Annotated in this window: 10 protein-coding genes and 1 pseudogene; 4 read left to right on the plus strand and 7 right to left on the minus strand. The window is 73.1% G+C overall.

Annotated features, from left to right (window positions below; translation table 11 throughout):
- Positions 1 to 53: 53 nt before the first annotated feature.
- From ACFV6E_RS38535 to ACFV6E_RS38550, 4 genes are all read right to left on the minus strand, one after another.
- The gene (locus ACFV6E_RS38535) at positions 54 to 2,894 is read right to left on the minus strand and encodes a SpoIIE family protein phosphatase (protein ID WP_385468147.1); all 2,841 of its coding nucleotides are present in this window, start codon (positions 2,892 to 2,894) and stop codon (positions 54 to 56) included.
- A 131-nt stretch (positions 2,895 to 3,025) separates the two neighbouring features.
- Entirely contained in the window at positions 3,026 to 5,227 is a 2,202-nt protein-coding gene (locus tag ACFV6E_RS38540) for an FUSC family protein (protein WP_385174373.1), read from the minus strand.
- A gap of 213 nt (positions 5,228 to 5,440) precedes the next feature.
- Positions 5,441 to 7,075, minus strand: coding sequence for a phytoene desaturase family protein (locus tag ACFV6E_RS38545; protein WP_385468150.1), 1,635 nt, complete (start codon positions 7,073 to 7,075; stop codon positions 5,441 to 5,443).
- 60 nt (positions 7,076 to 7,135) lie between these two features.
- Positions 7,136 to 7,609, minus strand: a complete 474-nt coding sequence (locus tag ACFV6E_RS38550) for an SRPBCC family protein (protein ID WP_385174352.1) — start codon at positions 7,607 to 7,609, stop codon at positions 7,136 to 7,138.
- Between the two features lie 176 nt (positions 7,610 to 7,785).
- On the opposite strand from ACFV6E_RS38550, the gene ACFV6E_RS38555 reads away from it, so the two are divergent.
- Together ACFV6E_RS38555 and ACFV6E_RS38560 are read left to right on the plus strand one after the other, a co-directional pair.
- Positions 7,786 to 8,700, plus strand: a complete 915-nt coding sequence (locus ACFV6E_RS38555; RefSeq protein WP_385468153.1) for an SDR family oxidoreductase — start codon at positions 7,786 to 7,788, stop codon at positions 8,698 to 8,700.
- Positions 8,701 to 9,171: 471 nt separating this feature from the next.
- On the plus strand, positions 9,172 to 9,645 hold the full coding sequence (locus tag ACFV6E_RS38560) for a hypothetical protein (RefSeq protein ID WP_385468156.1): 474 nt from the start codon (positions 9,172 to 9,174) through the stop codon (positions 9,643 to 9,645).
- Between the two features lie 12 nt (positions 9,646 to 9,657).
- Here the strand turns inward: ACFV6E_RS38560 and ACFV6E_RS38565 are convergent, their stop codons facing one another.
- The 3 genes from ACFV6E_RS38565 to ACFV6E_RS38575 all read right to left on the minus strand — a co-directional run bounded on the left by ACFV6E_RS38565 (position 9,658) and on the right by ACFV6E_RS38575 (position 15,662).
- The gene (locus ACFV6E_RS38565) at positions 9,658 to 10,959 is read right to left on the minus strand and encodes a hypothetical protein (protein ID WP_385174360.1); all 1,302 of its coding nucleotides are present in this window, start codon (positions 10,957 to 10,959) and stop codon (positions 9,658 to 9,660) included.
- Positions 10,960 to 11,020: 61 nt separating this feature from the next.
- On the minus strand, positions 11,021 to 13,402 hold the full coding sequence (locus ACFV6E_RS38570) for a transglycosylase domain-containing protein (protein WP_385468159.1): 2,382 nt from the start codon (positions 13,400 to 13,402) through the stop codon (positions 11,021 to 11,023).
- Positions 13,403 to 14,138: 736 nt separating this feature from the next.
- Positions 14,139 to 15,662 carry a metallophosphoesterase family protein gene (locus ACFV6E_RS38575; protein WP_385468162.1) on the minus strand — a complete coding sequence of 508 codons (1,524 nt, stop codon included), beginning with the start codon at positions 15,660 to 15,662 and terminating at the stop codon, positions 14,139 to 14,141.
- 307 nt (positions 15,663 to 15,969) lie between these two features.
- On the opposite strand from ACFV6E_RS38575, the pseudogene ACFV6E_RS38580 reads away from it, so the two are divergent.
- Positions 15,970 to 16,755: pseudogene (locus ACFV6E_RS38580) on the plus strand (RNA polymerase sigma factor SigF); the annotation flags it as partial.
- Positions 16,756 to 16,951: 196 nt separating this feature from the next.
- Positions 16,952 to 17,152: a hypothetical protein gene (locus ACFV6E_RS38585; RefSeq protein ID WP_385468165.1), complete on the plus strand. Its 201-nt coding sequence runs from the start codon at positions 16,952 to 16,954 to the stop codon at positions 17,150 to 17,152.
- Positions 17,153 to 17,190 lie beyond the last annotated feature (38 nt).

A 17,190-nucleotide genomic window follows, 5' to 3' on the forward strand; every position in this document is an offset into this window, starting at 1 on the left:
AGGAGCGGAAATGTACCGTGCGTGGTCGCCCCCGAGGACGGCTCGCGGGCGGCTCAGGGCAGCGGCTGCTCGGCCCAGATGACCTTGCCCGCCGGGGTGTAGCGGGTGCCCCAGCGCTCGGCGAGCTGAGCCACCAGGAACAGGCCCCGCCCGCCCTCGTCGGTGCTCGCCGCGTAGCGCAGGTGCGGGGAGGTGTTGCTGCTGTCGGAGACCTCGCAGATGAGCGCGCGGTCACGGATGATGCGGACGCGGATGGGGCTGCCGCCGTACCGGATCGCGTTGGTGACCAGCTCGCTCAGGACCAGCTCCGTGGTGAAGGTCATGTCCTCGAGCCCCCACTCGGTGAGCCGGGCGGTGACCGCGGCCCGCACGTCCCCGACGGCCGCCGGATCGGCCGGCACGTCCCAGTCGGCGACCCGGCCGGGCCCCAGGGCCCGGGTGCCGGCCACGATCAGCGCGATGTCGTCGCTCGGCCGGGCCGGGCGCAGCGCGTCAAGGACCGCCTGGCACATGTCTTCCGGGGACCCGCAGGACCGCTCCAGGGCGGCGCCCAGCGCCTCGATGCCCGTGTCGATGTCCCGTTCCCGGTCCTCGACCAGACCGTCCGTGTACAGCACGAGACGGCTGCCCTCCGCGAACTCCAGCTCGGCCGCCTCGAAGGGCAGTCCGCCCACCCCGAGCGGCACCCCCGCGGGCACCTCGGGGAACTCCACGCCGCCGTCGGGGCGGACCAGCGCGGGCGGCGGATGCCCGGCGCGGGCCACCGTGCAGCGCCGGGTGACCGGGTCGTAGACGGCGTACAGGCAGGTGGCGCCGGTGATCGCGCCGTGGCTGTCGGCCGCCTCGTCCTGGTCGATCCGGGCCACCAGCTCGTCCAGCAGCGACAGCAGCTCGTCAGGCGGCAGGTCCAGGGCCGAGAAGTTGTGCACCGCGGTGCGCAGCCGCCCCATCGTGGCCGCGGCGTGCAGTCCGTGGCCGACCACGTCGCCCACCACGACCGCCACCCGGGCACCGGACAGCGGCAGTACGTCGAACCAGTCGCCGCCCACCCCGGCCTGCGCCGGCAGATAGCGGTGGGCGAGGTCCAGGGCGTTCTGCTCCGGCAGCTTGCGCGGCAGCAGACTGCGCTGGAGGGTCACGGCCATGGTGTGCTCGCGCGTGTAGCGGCGGGCGTTGTCGATGGAGACCGCGGCCCTGGCCACCAGCTCCTCGGCGAGGGCGAGTTCCTCCTCGTCGAACGGCTCGGGCCGGCCCGACCGCCAGAACGTGACCACGCCCATCACCAGGTGCCCCACGCGCAGCGGCACCGCGATCAGCGAGTGGATCCCGTACCGCAGCACCTCGGCGGAGCGCTCGCGGTCCTGGGCCTGCCAGCCGGGGGCCGCCGTGAGGTCGGGTTCGAGGACCGGGCGTCCCGTGTCCAGGGCGCGGGCCTGCGGCGAGGAGGCCACGAAGGTGATCCGCGCGCCCACCGGGTACAGCGGGGCGTGCTCGCGGACGCCGGTGAGCGAGGTACGGCGCAGCTCGGTGACCGCCTGCGGCTCCTCGCCCCGCAGCACCGCCTCGGCCAGGTCCACGGTGGCGAAGTCCGCGAACCGGGGGACCGCGACCTCCGCCAGCTCCTCGGCGGTACGGGTCACGTCGAGGCCCGAGCCGATGCCCACCCCGGCGTCGTACAGCAGCTTCAGGCGTTCGCCCGCCGCCTCCGCGCGGCCTGTCAGCGCCCGCAGTTCGGTGGTGTCGCGCAGTGTCGCGACGCTGCCCGGCGGGCCGCCGCGCAGATCGGTGGGCCGCTGGTTGATCGCCAGCAGGCGCTCGCCGACCAGGTGCACCTCGTCCGTGACGATGCGCCCCGAGGCCAGCAGGTCCGTGGTGTCCGGGTCGAGACCGAGCTCGCGCACATGGCGGCCCTCGGCGTCCTCGGGCAGATCCAGCAGGCGGTGCGCCTCGTCGTTGGCGAGCAGCAGCCGCCCCTCCCCGCCCGCGATGATCACGCCCTCCCTGACCGCGTGCAGCACCGCGTCGTGGTGTTCGTACATCCGGGTCATCTCGTACGGGCCCAGGCCGTGCGTCTGGCGCCGCAGCCGTCTGCTGACCAGCGCCGTGCCGCCGAGGGCGAGGGCGAGCGCGGCGGCCGCGGCGCCCAGCAGGAGCGGGAGCTGCCGGTCCGCGACGCCGCCCGTGTTCTCCGTGGTGATGCCCGCCGACACCAGGCCCGCCACCGTGCCGTCGGAGTCCTTCACCGGCACCACCGCCTGCACGAGGCGCCCTATGGTCCCGTCGACCTCCTCGACGACGACCCGTCCGCCCAGTGCGGGCCCGATGGTGCCGACGAACTTCTTCCCGATCCGGTCCGGCCTGGGGTGGGTGTAGCGGATCCCGTCGGTGTTCATCACGACGACGAAGTCCACCTTCGACCGCTTGCGGGCGGCCTCGGCGCTCGGTTGCAGCGCGGCGGTGGGGTCGGGGGAGCGCAGCGCCTCCAGAGTGCCGGGGGCGCCGGCGAAGGTCTCGGCGACGGCGAGCGAGCGATTGCGGGCCTCGTCGGTGCTGTCGTGCCGTACCTGGAGGACCAGCGCGACCGAGGCGGCCACCACGAGCAGCAGCACGATCACCACGTGCAGCAGGAAGACCTGGCCCGCGACGCTGCGCCCGCCCAGTCCGGACCGCTGCCCGCCCTGCGCTTTCTGCGCGGACCGCTGCCCGCCCAGCCCGGAGCGCCCGGCGGCCGGCCCGTGCCGGTGCCCGGTGCCGCGCTGCCCGGACGGATCGTGCGCCGTCCGCCGCGCTCGTGGCTCCCGCGCCCGGCGGGGGGCGTCCTGCCCGCGCCGTGCGCGCAGGCCGTCGAGCCAGCGGGTCGACTGAGCCCGGGTTCGAGCCAATAGTCGGACCATGTGCCATGTCTACACTGCCCACCGCCCCGAAGCGAGGGGGCCCCACCCCACCTGGCCGCCCCGGCCGGCTCGCCGCGGGCCGGGGCCTCACTCCGGTGGGGGAGGGACGGGAGCGACGGGGGAGGCCGGGCTCACCCCGCCGCGGCCGTGCGGCGGGAGGTCTCCTCCGGGGTGGCGACGGGGACACCGAGGGGACGGGCCAGGCCCACGACGCCCTCGTCCAGGCGTTGCAGATGGCGCAGGACGCGGCCGGTCACGCGGTCGTGCCGGGGCGCCGACCGGCTGTCGGTCTCCAGCATCGAGGCGAGGCTCGCGCCGGTCTCGACCTCGCCGGGCTCCTTCTGGTCCTCGACGTGCCCGTGCAGGACCTCGATGTTGTGGGCGATGCGCCGGCCGACCCGCTTCAGCCGGGGGTCGGCGGCCACGCTCTTGCTGTGCGGGAGCAGTTCGGCCGTCGCCGCCAGCGAACGCGCGTGGTACGCGCAGGTCTCCAGGAGCGCGACGAGATAGCGGACGGTCTCCCGCCGGGACCTGAGCGGGGTCACCGGATGCGTCAGCGGCTGGGTGGAGGCCCGCAGATCCTCCAGGGCCGTGTCCAGGTCCCGCGCCCGGTCCAGCAGATCGAGCGCCGGACCGCCGCTGAGCTGCTCCACCGCCGCCCCGGTCACGTCCCCGAGCCGGCTCAGCACCGTCGCGAGGAGTTCGTCGGTACGCCGGTCGGTGTGCACCGGCAGGATCAGCGCCGCCGCCACGATCCCGCAGGCGGCGCCGAGCGCGGTCTCCTCGATGCGCAGCACGAGCACCGCCGGGCTGTAGGTGTTGAGCAGCGTGTACAGCAGCCCCAGCATCGCCGTCACGAAGAACGACATCAGGGAGTACGACAGCGGCGCGGTGAAGAACATCGCGAAGATGAAGAGCAGGACCAGCGCGAAGGCGACGATCGTGTGGTTGCCGACCACGCCGGCCAGGACGACTCCGGCAACCACCCCGAAGACGGTGCCGAGCAGCCGCCGGTAGCCCTTGACCAGGATCTCGCCGGTGGACGCCGTGTTCAGGAAGACGACCCAGCAGGTCAGCACCGCCCAGTACCAGCGCTGGCTGGACAGGAACTCGCCGCCGACGATGGCGAGCGCCGACCCGGCCGACACCTGGACGGCGGCCCGCGTGGTCGGGCGCCGCAGCCCGGTCTCCTCCTCCTCGTCCCGCGAGGTCTCCTCGGCCCCGGCGATGGCGACGTCCTCGGCGTCCAGCTCCTCCCGGGACCGGGTCGTCGCGGGGGAGTCGTCGGACTCGTCCTGCGGCCCGTCGAGGGCGAGCCGCAGGCCCAGTACGGCGCGGGCCGTCTCGCCGATGCCGCGGAAGACGTCCTGCACGGCGGCCGAGGCGCGCGGCAGGTTCTCCTCGTCGCGGTAGCCGAGGAGACGGTTGCGCACATGGGCGACGGCGGTCCCGCGGCCGTCGCCGACCGGGCGGACGACCAGCAGCCGCAGGGCGCCCAGGTCCCGGCGCAGGGTGGCCGTGGTGTCGTCCTGCGCCCGCAGCCGGTCGCCGGGCGCGGGCAGCGGCGCGTTCGGCAGATGCAGGGTGAGGGTGTCGGCGCGCTCGGCGCTGCGCGCGGAGAGCAGCAGCACGCCCAGCCGCTCCGCGGCGATCTCGGCGTCCGCGATCCGGCGCTGCACGAGCGCCGCGGTCGCGCTGTCGCTGGTGCCCTCCTCCAGGCGGCCCTGGATCATCATGGCCGTCTCGTGCAGCCGCGCGGTGTGCCGGCGTACCTGCTCCAGGGCCTTCTCCACCCGGTCGGGCCCGGCGTCGAGGAGGTCCGTCTGCGCGGAGACGAGCTGGGCGAGCCGCGCCCGGAACGCCTCCCGCAGCCGCCTCAGGATCCGCTCGGGCGTCTCCGCCACCAGACCGAAGCGGACCGCCGCGCTGCACAGGAAGGCGACCGCCAGGGTGCCGGCGAGACCCGGCAGCGCGGCGGAGCTGGCCTGCACGAACAGCGAGACGAAGTAGACCTGGAAGCCGATCAGGCCCAGGGCGGTGCCGCGGTCACCGAAGCGGCGGCTGTAGACGGCCGTGAAGATCAGGGCGAGGAAGAACAGGTCGCCCGCCACGACCCGGGCGTGCAGCAGCGCGCCCAGGGACATCGCGGCGATCGCCACCGGCAGCCCGAGCAGCAGCGTGACGGCCTGCGCGCCCCGCTCCTTCTCCTTGATGGCGAAGGTGGAGACCATGGCCGTCATGGCCCCTGCCACCATGTGCGTCACATCGGTCCGCAGCAGCGCGAGCACCACGAGGGTGAGGGCGATGGCGCCCACGGTGCGCAGTCCCGCCATGAGCCGCAGCAGCCCGGGGTCGGACGCCGCGAACCGGTCCCAGGTGCCGGTCCAGGCCGGCCACGCGCCGGACCGGCCCCGCCGTGTCGCCGACTTCACCCTGCTGAACGCCGTCCGTTCGCTCACCCTGCCGCACGCCCTCCTCCGCCGTCATGATCATGATCTGTGTTCCAGCATGCCATGGCGCCGGATCCGGGCTCCGTCCGCCCGTGATCAGGGTCGCGACCGGGCTCTGTCCCCCTTGCGGTCGCGGCGGGTCAGGGCCCGCTGAGCCCACGTCAGACCGTTGGGGAAGGCGCCGCCGCGCAGCGCGGCGCGTGCCGCGTTCGCGCCCGGCGCCCCGTGCACCCCGCCTCCCGGATGCGCCCCGGCCGAGGCCAGGAACAGCCCCTTCACGGGCGTCTCGGGGCGCCCGGTGCCCGCGAGCGGCCGGAAGACGAGCTGCTGGTGCATCGCGGCGGTCCCGCCGTTGATGGCGCCGCCGCACAGATTGGCGTTCATGGCCTGGAGCGTCGGCGGGGCCAGCACCCGGCGGGCGCGCACCAGCGCCCTGAACCCCGGCGCGAACCGCTCCACCTGCGCCTCCACCCGGTCCGCCATCAGCTCCCGCTCCCGCTCGTCCCAGCTGCCGGTCAGCCCGTCGTCGCCCGCGTCCCCGGCGACCTCGTGCGGAACGTGCGTGTACGCCCACGCGGACTCCGTGCCCAGCGGGGAGCGCGTCGGGTCCGCCGTCGTCATCTGCCCGAAGAGACAGAACGGGCGGTCCGGTACCAGACGCATCGCGTTCTGCGCGGCGAACCGGGTCAGTTCGTCCACCCCGTCCGCGAGATGGACGGTGCCCGCCGACGCGGCCTGCGCGGCGGTCCACGGGACCGGCCCGTCCAGCGCCCAGTCCACCTTGAACGTCGCGAAGTCCCACTGGAACCGGCGCAGGTCATCGAGGAGCTGCCCCGGCAGATGGCTCTCGTCCACGAGCCCGCCGTACAGCGCGGGCACCGAGACGTCGGCGAGCACGGCACGGCGGGCCGGGACCGTCTCGCCGCACGCCGTGCGCACGGCGGCGGCCCGGCCGCCGCGCACCACGACCTCCTCGACGCGGTCGCCGCAGCGGACCGTGCCGCCCCGCCCGCGCAGCCGGCGCACCAGCGCGTGCGTCAGCGCCCCGGACCCGCCGGCCGGCACCGGGAACCCGTACGTCTGGCCCAGCATGGACATCAGCCAGCCGAAGCCGCCGCTGCCCGCGGCCTCGGGCGCGAGGTCGGCGTGCAGGGCGTTCCCGGCGAGCAGCAGCCTGCCGCCCGCGCCGGTGAACTCCTCCTCGCCGAGCCGCCGCACCGGCAGCACCAGGGACCTGGCGAGCCGCAGCCCGCCCGCGCCGCGCAGCCGCGCCGCCAGCCGGGCGGTCGCGCGCACCGGCGGGAACGGCGTGAACAGGGCGTCCACGATGCCGGGCCGCAGCCGCTCCCACACCTCGTGCAGCTCCCGCCAGGCGTCGCCGTCGCCAGGGGCGAACACGTCCAGGGCGTCGGCGGTGTCGTCGAGGGCACGGCCCAGGACGGCGCAGCGGCCGTCGGTCAGCGGATGGGCGAGCACGTACGGGGCGTGGCTCCAGCGCAGCCCCTCGCGCTCCAGGTGCAGCCCCGCGATCACCGGCGACGCGGCGGCCAGCGGGTAGAAGGAGCTGAAGACGTCGCTGACGAAGTCGGGGTGCACCCCGCGGTCGTGGCGGACGGCGCCGCCCGGTTCGCTCTGCTCCTCCAGCACCTCGACGCTCCACCCCGCGTCGGCCAGCAGGTTGGCCGCGACCAGACCGTTGGGCCCGGCACCGATCACCACCGCGTCCGGCATGACTGCCTCCTGTTCACCGTCTGCTGTGCGCCTCGGCGGGCGCGGCGTCCCGCGACCGGTTCACCGGGGCGCGGCGGGGGCCGGCGCCCGGCCCGCGCGCCGGTGGCGGTCCTCGCAGAGCTTCGCCAGCCGGCCGAGCATGGTGCGGTGGCGCAGCTGGACCAGTACCTCGAAGAGCGGATTGTGCAGGGAGCCGCCCGCGCCCCGCAGCGGATGCTCGTCGGCGACGACCAGCGTGTCGTCGCCCCAGGGCTGCACGGTCAGGGCGATCCGGGCGGTGCCCAGGGGCCCGGAGTGCGCCTCGAGGCCGAGCTCCCGGGGCGGGTCGCTGTAGCGGACGACCGTCCTGTTGCTCAAGGTCAGCGGTCCGAGGCGGACATCGAAGCTGAGCGACGCCCCGACCTCGGGCCAGTGCCCGTCGCAGGGTTCGGTCTCGGCGGTGCCGACCACCCAGCGGCCGTAGGCCGTGGGGTCGGCGAGGACGGACCACACGACGTCGGGGGGCGTCCTGACGAGCTGGTGACGAACCGCCATGCAACCTCTCCAGCAGGGCTCGGCCACCCGGCCTCGGCGGCCGGGCGCATTCCGTTACGGCTGCACCCAGGTTTCCACCCACGCCCGCTTCACGCGTCTTTTGCGGATCCGGTTCCGTACGGTCCGCGGCCGGCGTCCGCAGGCCGGTGCGGCGCGGGGCGGTTAGTGTGCGAGACATGCCGTCTGTTCCCCCGAGCCGTACGAGCCCGCTCGTGGGCCGTGTCGCGGTCGTCACCGGAGCCGCCCGCGGCCTCGGCGCCGCCATGGCCCGCGACCTGTCCGAGCGGGGCGCCGACGTGGTGCTCCTGGGCCGCCAGCCCGAGGCGCTCGCCGAGACCGCCGCGACCCTGCCCGGCCGGACCGGCTGGTGGGAGGCCGACGTCACCGACGTCGGGGTCCTCGGGCGGGCCGCCGCCGACATCCGTACCCGCTTCGGCGTGCCCTCCGTGGTCGTCGCCAACGCCGGGATCGCCGAGGGCGGGCCCTTCCAGGAGACGGACCCGGCGACGTGGAGCCGCGTCGTCGAGACGAATCTGATCGGCAGCGCCAACACCGCGCGGGCCTTCCTGCCCGACCTGGTGGCGACCCGCGGCTACCACCTCCAGGTCGCCTCCCTGGCCGCCCTCGGCGCCTCCCCGATGATGAGCGCCTACTGCGCCTCCAAGGCGGGCGTGGAGTCCTTCGCCCACGCCTTCCAGGCCGAGGTCGCCCACCAGGGGATCGCCGTCGGCATCGCCTACCTGAACTGGACCGACACCGACATGATCCGGGACGCCGACCAGCACGCCGTGCTGCGGGAGCTGCGCCGCCACATGCCGCCGCCCGCCCGGAAGGTGTATCCCGTGGAGCAGGTGGCCGAGCGGCTGGTCACGGCCGTCGAGCGCCGCTCCCGGGCGGTGTACGTACCCGGCTGGCTGCGCCTCGCGCAGATCGGGCGCGCCACCCTGCCGCCGATCGTCACCCGTATCTCCCGGCGGGAACTGCCCCGGCTCTCCGCGCGCGAGCCCTTCCGGGAGACGGGCCTGCTGGGCGCCGGCGGACGCGACGACCCGGCCGAGACGGCCAGGACCCGCACGCGCCCGCCGCACTGACGCGGCCCCGGCGCCCCGCCGCCGTCACCCGGCCGGCCGCTCCGACACCGGCCCCGGCCGCGGCACGGGCGGCATCGGATCGGGCCCGCCGGGCTGCGGCGGCGCGGGCGGTACGGGATCGGGGCCGCCCGGCGACGGCGGGCTCGGCGGCACCGGATCGGGCGCGGGCACGGGCACGGGACCGGGCGCCGGACCCGGCTGCGGATCGGTGGGCCCCGGCGCGGGCGTCGGGCTGGGCGGCACCGGATCGTTCGGCGGAATGCTCATGATCACCTCTTCCCTCGGTGGCCGACCGGCGGCCACACGCTCTTGCGGGCGTACGACCCTTACGGGTTCCCACTGGATCACGGGTATGCCCGGTCGGATCACGGGTGTGCCCGGTCGGATCGCAGGTATGCCCGGTGCCGCCGAGCGGAGCATCCGGCGGCGCGGGCCGGTATGAGAGGCCGTGTCGCGGATACAGGGTGATCCATGACCGATCCGCGACACGACCACGGGACCGGCGCCGAGCCCGGTCCCGACAGAGCCCACCGGCGCCCCGACGGTGTGAACGACACCACCGTGGAGGCGCTCGGCGCCCTGTCGAAGGCGCTGGAGACGACCGAACGGGCCCGCGGCCACCTGTACTCCTTCCACCAGCTCACCGGCAGCGCCGACCTGGAACTCGACCGGGCGGTGGAACTGCTGCGCAAGGCCGGCCACACGGCCCACGCCGACCGGGTGGAGCGGGAGATCCTCGGCCGCAACGTGATCCCGGACCACTGGACGTTCCAGATCGTGGAGGCCTACGACGCCACCTACTACGAGCCCTTCAAGGCCGTGGAGCGCCGGGCGCGGGACGAGCTGGTCCAGGGGCGCGACCACCTCTTCGAGGCGGAGATGAAGGAGGCCCGGCGCACCGCGGGCCACCCGGACCACACGGCTCACCCCGGGAGTCCGGGGTGAGCCCCGCCCGGCCTACTGCACGACGGTCGACCAGTCGGGCGACTGCGCCGGGTCGAGGCTGCGCAGCCGCTCCAGCGTCTCGGGCTTCTGCGCGTCCATCCAGTCGGCGAGCTCCTTGAACGACACGCACTGCACCCCCTTGCGCACGCACACGTTCTTGATGACCTCGTCGATGGCCTTCATGTAGATGCCGCCGTTCCAGTCCTCGAAGTGGTTGCCGATGAACAGCGGCGCCCGGCTGCCGTAGTACACCCGGTTGAAGCCGGCGAGATAGGAGTCGACGGTCTCCTGCTGCCAGGCGGCGTACTGGGAGGGATCGCCGTCCGTCTCACCGTCGGACTGGTTGTAGAGGAAGTTGAAGTCCATGGACAGGCCCTGGTACTTGCCGCCCTCGTACGGGAGCATCTGGAGCGGAAAGTCCCAGATGCCGTCCTTCTTGGTGGGCCAGATCTGGAAGTCGCCCGCGGAGCTCGCGTCGTAGCGCCAGTCGAAGTCCTTGATTGCCTTGAGCAGGTTCTTCTGGCCCTCCAGGCACGGCGCCCGGCCGCCCACGATCTCCTTCTCCGCGTCGAAGGGCAGCGGCGAGATGTCCGTGTAGCCGGTGTTGGTCTTCCAGTTCTCCACGAACGAGTAGAACTGCTTGATCTCGCTCTTCCACTCCGCGACGCTCCAGTCGCCGCCGCCCTTGGCGTCGCAGAAGTGCCCGTTGAAGTGCGAACCGATCTCGTTGCCCTCCTCCCACGCCTGGGTGAGCTGCTCCAGGGTGGTGCGGATGTGTTCGTCGGTCGGGTAGCTGATCGCCGCGTCCCCGGCGTCGTGCATCGGCCCGTGGTAGAGCGTCTTCTTGTCCTTGGGCAGCAGATAGATGCCGGTCAGGAAGAACGTCATGTGGGCGTTGTACTCCTTGGCCAGCTCCCGGTAGTGCGAGAAGAGCTTGTCGTCGCCCTCCAGGGCGCCGTCCCAGGAGAAGACGACGAACTGGGGCGGCTTCTCGCCCGGCTTCAGCGGCTCCGCCTTGAAGTCGTCCTTCTGCGGCCCGGTGTACGAGGTGGAACCGTCCCCGATCACCTTGGTCTTGCCGTCCCACTGGGGTTCCTGGTTGTTCTTCGCGGATCCCGTCCCGCCGGAGGACTTCGCCGAGGTGGTCCCGTTCGGGGAGGTCCCGTCCCCGCCGGACAGCACGACCAGGGGCACGGTGACGCACAGGACGACGAAGGCGATCACTGCGGCGAGGACGGCGGGGCGTTCCTTGAGCCGGTCGAGGAGGTCCTTACTGCGTCGTCTGCGGCGACGGCGGTGAGCGTTGGAGTTCATCGGTGGCGCATTCTTCGAGGAGGGAGAATGGAGGGGGGTTGATGCCGTTGTCGCCCGCGCGTCAGCCGAGCGGACTCATCGCGCTCGACCAGATGCCGTAGGGGACGCTGCCGGACGAGCCGGCCAATCCCTTCAGGGGCAGTGGTTCGAGACTTTTCGTCAGATCCATGCGGTAGACGACGACCGCCGTCGACACCGACCGGTGCGTGCCGACGTACCAGGAGGCCGTGTCCTTGTCGTTGCTGCCGCCCTTGCCCGCGACCCCGGCCGTGGCGGGCGCCGCGCCCGGATGCTGGGTCTGGAAGGACTCCTGGAGCGCCTCGGTGACCTGCCCGGCGACCTCGGACTTGACCGCCCGGTGCGCACCGGGCGTCTTGAGCGCCACCTTGGTGCCGTTGCGCGTGATCCGCCGCACCGAGTACGGCTCCGTGTGCGACCCCTCGGCGTCGAACGTGGCGTAGGCGCTGGCCATCCGGATGGCACTGGGCGTCGAGCTGCCCAGCGAGAGCTGCGGCACCTGCGGTCCCATGCTGGACGACAGCAGCCCGGCCGCCTGGGCGGTCTGCCGCACGTTCACCAGCCCGGTGTCCATGCCGAGCTGCATGAAGGGCGTGTTGACCGAGTTGGCGAGCGCCTTGTGCAGGGAGATGTCGCCCCACGACTTGCCGCCGTCGTTGTGGCCGGCGACCTTCTTGCCGCTGCGGTCCCAGTAGGGGCCCTCGGGGGTGGTCACCGGCACGTCGTCGTCGCCGTCGTAGACGGAGTCGGGCCCGACCGGCACGGGCGACCCGTCCCGCTCCTTGGTGACCCCGTGCTCCAGACCGGCGGCATAGACGAACGGCAGGAACGCCGAACCGGCCGGGACGGTCGTCGCGTTGGACTCGTTGAAGCCCTGTTTGCGGTGGTCCGGACCGCCGTAGACGGCGAGGATGCGGCCGTCGTCGGCGATCGAGGCGGCCCCGTAGTGCGCGGTCTTCGCCTGGTCGGGGTCCTTGGCCTTCGCCTCCTTGCGGGCCTTGGTCACGGCCTCGGTGAGCTCGTCCTCCCGGGTGCGGTCGAAGGTGGTGTAGATCTGGTAGCCGCCGAGGTCGAAGTCCTTGTCCGAGATGTTCGCGGTCTTCTTGGCGTACTGGGTCGCCAGCTCGACGAGGTAGTCGCTCTGGTGGCCGGTGTCGTACACCTGGGACTGCTTCAGCGGCTCGGGGAACTTCTTGTACTTCGCCCGCTGCTCCGGCGACAGCTTGCCGGTCTTGACCATCCGGTCGAGGATCCACGACCAGCGTTCCACGGCCCGGTCGTGGTTGGCGTCGCTCAGGGAGGGGTCGAAGAGGCCGGCGCCCTTCAGCAGCGACGCGAGGAACGCGGCCTCGCTGACGTTCAGCTCGTTGACTTCCTTGCCGTAGTACGCCTGCGCGGCCCGCTGGATGCCGTAGGTGCCGCGGCCGAACCAACTGGTGTTGAGGTAGCCCTCCAGGATCTGGTCCTTGCTCATCTGCTGGTCGAGCTTGATGGCGATCATGGCCTCGGTGAGCTTGCGGCCGACCGAGCGGTCCTGGGACAGGTAGACGTTCTTGACGTACTGCTGGGTGATCGTGGAACCGCCCTGGGTGTCGCCCTGGCCGACCGTGCGCCACAGCGCCCGGCCGATGCCGCTGACGGAGATGCCGGGGTCGGAGTAGAAGCTCTCGTTCTCCGCGGCCAGCACGGCCCAGCGCACCTGGGCCGGGATGTCCTTGAGCGGCATCTCCTGGCGCTGCACCCAGCCGGTCCGCGCCATGGGCGTCCCGTCCGACCAGAAGTAGACGTTGTCCTGCTGGGTGGCGTACGTGTTGAGGTTCTCCGGGATCTCCGTGTTGGCGTAGGCGATGCCCAGCAGGGAGGCGATCACGGCGAAGGCCGTCGCGAAGCCGCCGAGCCACTGCCGCCAGGACGGCAGCCAGCGCCGCCAGCCGCTGCGGCCGGGGCGGGGGTAGCGCGGCCGCATCCGGCGGGCGAGCGGGCCGATGCCCTCGAGGACGGGTTCCAGCCGGGCCGAGACGGCCTTGCGCAGCGGAGAGGGCTCGGAGGGCTTGCGCCGGGGACCGGTGCGCGGCTCGATCGGCTTGACGGGCTCCGGGGGCACTTCCGGCACCCGGAGCGCCATCGTGTGCTCGGGGTCGGCGGGGGTGCCGGTGGCCTCGGACCCGGCGGCGGTACGGGCTCCGGAGTCGGCGTCTCCGCCCCTGGAACCCCTGGAACCCTTGGAACCCCTGGAACCCTTGGAACCCCTGGGTTCCTTGGGCCCCTTGGAACTTTCAGGGCCCTCGGGGCCGGGCTTGCCGCGCCCCGCCTGCCCGGTGCCCCGGCCCGGGGCTTCGGCGGTGCCCGGCCTGGAGGTCGCGGCGCGGAAGGCGGCGGCCCTGGCGGCGGCGGCCTTCAGATCGCCGGGGACCCGGAGCGCCATGGTGGCCTCCGGACCGGCGGGCGCCTTTGGGGCGGCGGTCCCGGGATCGTCCCGGCGGTCGGGGCGTTCCGAGTGGTCCCGTTCCGCCGGACGGTCCCGGCGTGCGGGGCGGTCCCGGTTCTCCGGGCGCCGCGGCCGGGCCGGCTCTCCGGGGCGCCGTGCCTCCGACGGGTCCTCGGGACGCCGTGGGTTCAGCGGGGCCCCGGGGCGAAGCGGCTCGCCGGGGCTCCGCGGACTTTGCGAAGTTTTGGGTTTCTGAGGGTCCGTCGGGTCCTTGGGGACCCGTATCGCCATGGTCTCCTCGGGGTCGACGCGCGGCCGCGCCACCTCGCCCCGTACGCCGCCGCCGGTGTCCTCGCCGCTCCCGCGCGACGGGTGCGACGGCTCGGCCGCCGCGTCGGGGCCGGAACCGGCCGGACGGCGGTCGGTTTCCGGTAGCTCCTGGTCAGGCGTACGGCGGCGCGGGCCGCTGCCTTCCTCGGGCCTAGCCATGACCGGATCCCGGGCGCCGGCCCACCCCCGGGCTCGTCCCCCGTATTCGCTGCCTCGCCCTGGACATGCCTGCGTCTCCCTCCGCACTCAGCCTTGCTCGCGCGGGTAGATGCAGCTGCCGCGCACGCGGCTGCGAGCCCCCCTCCCCGACCTTCCGGTACATCGCGGCCCCCACAAATTATCAGTGGTCACTGTGAACGCTTCGGTTGGATACCGGACAGAAAACGGACAGTAGTGTTCCGTTTCACTCAGGGAGGGGGATGCTGGCGGGTTGGAGCGGGATGGTCACCTCGTCCTCCACCGGCGGGGCGAGCTCCTGCTCGAGGTTGCCGGTCGCCGAGAAACAGCGCAGCCGGACCGCGTCGGGCGTCACGTCCAGCCGCAGGAAGGACTTGAAGAACGGCGGGCTGTACGTGGCCGAGCCGGGCGAGAAGAGCTGGGTGTACGCCTTGCGCACGGGCAGCCGGAACCGCGCGCCCTTGTCGGGCCTGCGGCCCGTGCCGAGCAGCGCGGCCACGAGCCTGACCCGCCGGGTGACCCGGGCCGGGTCCTGCCGGCGGCGCGTCGGCCCGATGCCGAGCCGCTCGGCGATGACGGCGGTGGCCTCGGCCTCGGTGAGGGTGAAGAAGCGGCGCAGCCGCAGCCGGCGCCCGTAGAGCCCGCTGTAGAAGGCGAGCGAGTCGCCGCGCAGCGGGTAGCAGCGGAACTCGTCCTCGGTGACCCCCGCGACGGAGACCCGGGGAATGGTGTGGGTGGCGTGCATGAAGGCGCCGCCGCCCCCGGAGACCACGTACTGGATGGTGCGCCCGGCGACCCGTACCGGATAGCGCTGGTAGTTGTGGATGTCCCCGCCGATCGCGGCGACGAAGCGGTGGGCGGGGTCGCGGACGATGTCGTCGACGGTGCCGCCGCCCTCGATGGGGCACGGGTGGTGCTCGCCGTCCACGTACAGCGGGGAGCCGGTGACGAGGATCTTGGGGCGGTCGCCCCGGGACACCTCGCGCAGCCAGCGGCCCTGCTCGGCGTCGACGGTGCCGAGCAGCCCGGTGTCGATGCCTATGATCCGCACCGGTCCCGCGTCGACGGCCCAGTAGGGGCCCGGCTGGACGGCCTGCTGGGCCTCGGCGGCGCGCATCCGCCGGGCCCCGGCGAGGCGTTGTTCGTCGACGGGCTTCCCCCGGTGCCACAGCAGCGACCGCAGCCACGCGCGCGTGAACGGGCGGGGCCGCTCCGCTGCGGCCAGGGCGGGGGCGTCGCAGAAGACGCGCATGAACCCCTGGAGGTCCTCGTACCAGTCGTGGTTCCCGGGTATCGCGTAGATCGGCGCCTGGTAGTCCCGGTACGGGCGGAAGAACTTGGTGCCGTAGTCGTCGGAGCTGCCGACCGGATAGATCACGTCACTGGCCAGCACGGTGAAGCGGGTGTCCTGACTCGCCCTCAGAAAGCCGGGGACGACCGCGTACTGCGGCTCGTCGCCCTCGCCGGTGTCGCCGATGACCATGAACGAGAAGCGGTCCGGGTCGTCGCGTCCGATCACCAGGTCGGCGGGGGCGCCGTCGGCCCGCCGCTGTGCCACCCAGCGGTCCCGGGTGTGTCCCGTGGGGTCGCCGAACCACGAGGCCAGCACGCCGTTGCGGGCGGGCCACAGGGTCCTCGGGTTCAGCCACGACAGCTTCTCGACCCGTTCCGGCATCAGGCTCTTGTACGAGCCGCGTTCACCGGTGCCCCAGCCGGCGCCCGCGGCGGTGTTGCGTGAGGAGTCAGACATCGGTGCACCGTAACAACGCCCCAGCTCAGCGGGGCGGGCGGCCCCAAGTGACGGACGGCGGAGACTGGTTGAGCACCTGCCTCCCGGCCGGCGCGGACGCTTCCCGCGCGGCTTTCCGTGGAAAAGGCGCGGCGATACGCGATCCGGCGCACGCGCTTATCCTGAAGAGGTGGTGAATGAATTCCCGGCAGGTTACTCAAAAGGGTTGAAAGGTCGCCCACAGTAAACCCGTCGCGCATTGTTTCGCTGTTCCGGGCGGCGGGAATCGGGCCCTTAGTGCTTCCCTTTCGAAGGGAGTTGCCGTGTCATGCACGTCACGGGCAGAACGAAACAGCACCCGCACGACGACGCCCCCGACACCGCCGCGGCATTCGAGCGTCTGGTGCGCCTTCCGCGGGGCCCCGACCGGCAGCGGCTGCGCGACGAACTGGTACGGGCCTGGCTGCCGATGGCCGAGCGCATCGCGGGCCGGTTCCGCGGCCGCGGAGAATCCGCCGAGGACCTCTGCCAGGTCGCGGCCCTCGGCCTGGTGAAGGCCGTCGACCGCTACGACCCGGGCCGCGGCAACGTGTTCGAGAGCTACGCGATCCCGACGATCACCGGAGAGATCAAGCGGCACTTCCGGGACCACATGTGGCTGCTGCACGTGCCCCGGCGGGTGCAGGACCTGCGCAATCGCGTCCGTACGGCGTCCAAGGAGCTGGCCCGGACGATCCCCGGGCGGCGGCCCACCATCGCCGAGATCGCGGCCGAGGCGCAGCTCAGCGAGGACGAGGTGCGGGCCGGCATCGAAGCCCTCGACAGCTTCACCGCCCTGTCCCTGGACGCCGAACTGCCGGGCAGTGACGACGGGTACGCGCTGGGCGACGCCCTCGGCGCGCCCGATGCCGGCTTCGACCTGGTGGTGGACCGCGAGGCCGTCAAACCAGGTCTCCGGGCGCTGCCCGAGCGCGAACAGACCATTCTTTACCTGCGGTTCTTCCGCGGGATGACGCAGAGCCGGATCGCCGAGCAGCTCGGCATCTCGCAGATGCACGTCTCCCGGCTGCTCAGCGGCTGCTACGACCGGCTGCGCGAGGAGACCCTCGCGGACCCGGACCCGGAACGGAACCCGCTCCCGGAACGGAACCCGCCCCCGGAACGGAACCCGCCCCCGGAACGGGAACCGCCCCCGGAACGGGAACCGCCCCCGGAACGGGAACCGCACGCGCCCGCGCATTCCGAATGAGGTCCGCCCGTCCCCGGAATTCCCCGGCCTTGAACCGCGGATGACCGGGTACTCGCGGCACATGCGCAATATCCTGCCGCGCCCGCTGAGGCGCAATAAGCCGACCAGGACAGCGACCGAAGAGGCGCTCGAGGAGATCAAGCAGCAGGACATCGAGGACGACTTCGACACCTCGAAAGGCACCTCCGGCGGCACGGGCGACCCGATCACACCGAGCCTGCCCGCCAACAAGCGGACCGCCGAGGGACACCCCGACGACTGAAGCGGCACTGGCAGGGGCGGCCCGGAGCCGCCCCTGCC

The sequence above is a fragment of the Streptomyces sp. NPDC059785 genome, from assembly GCF_042732375.1.
Lineage (GTDB): Bacteria > Actinomycetota > Actinomycetes > Streptomycetales > Streptomycetaceae > Streptomyces.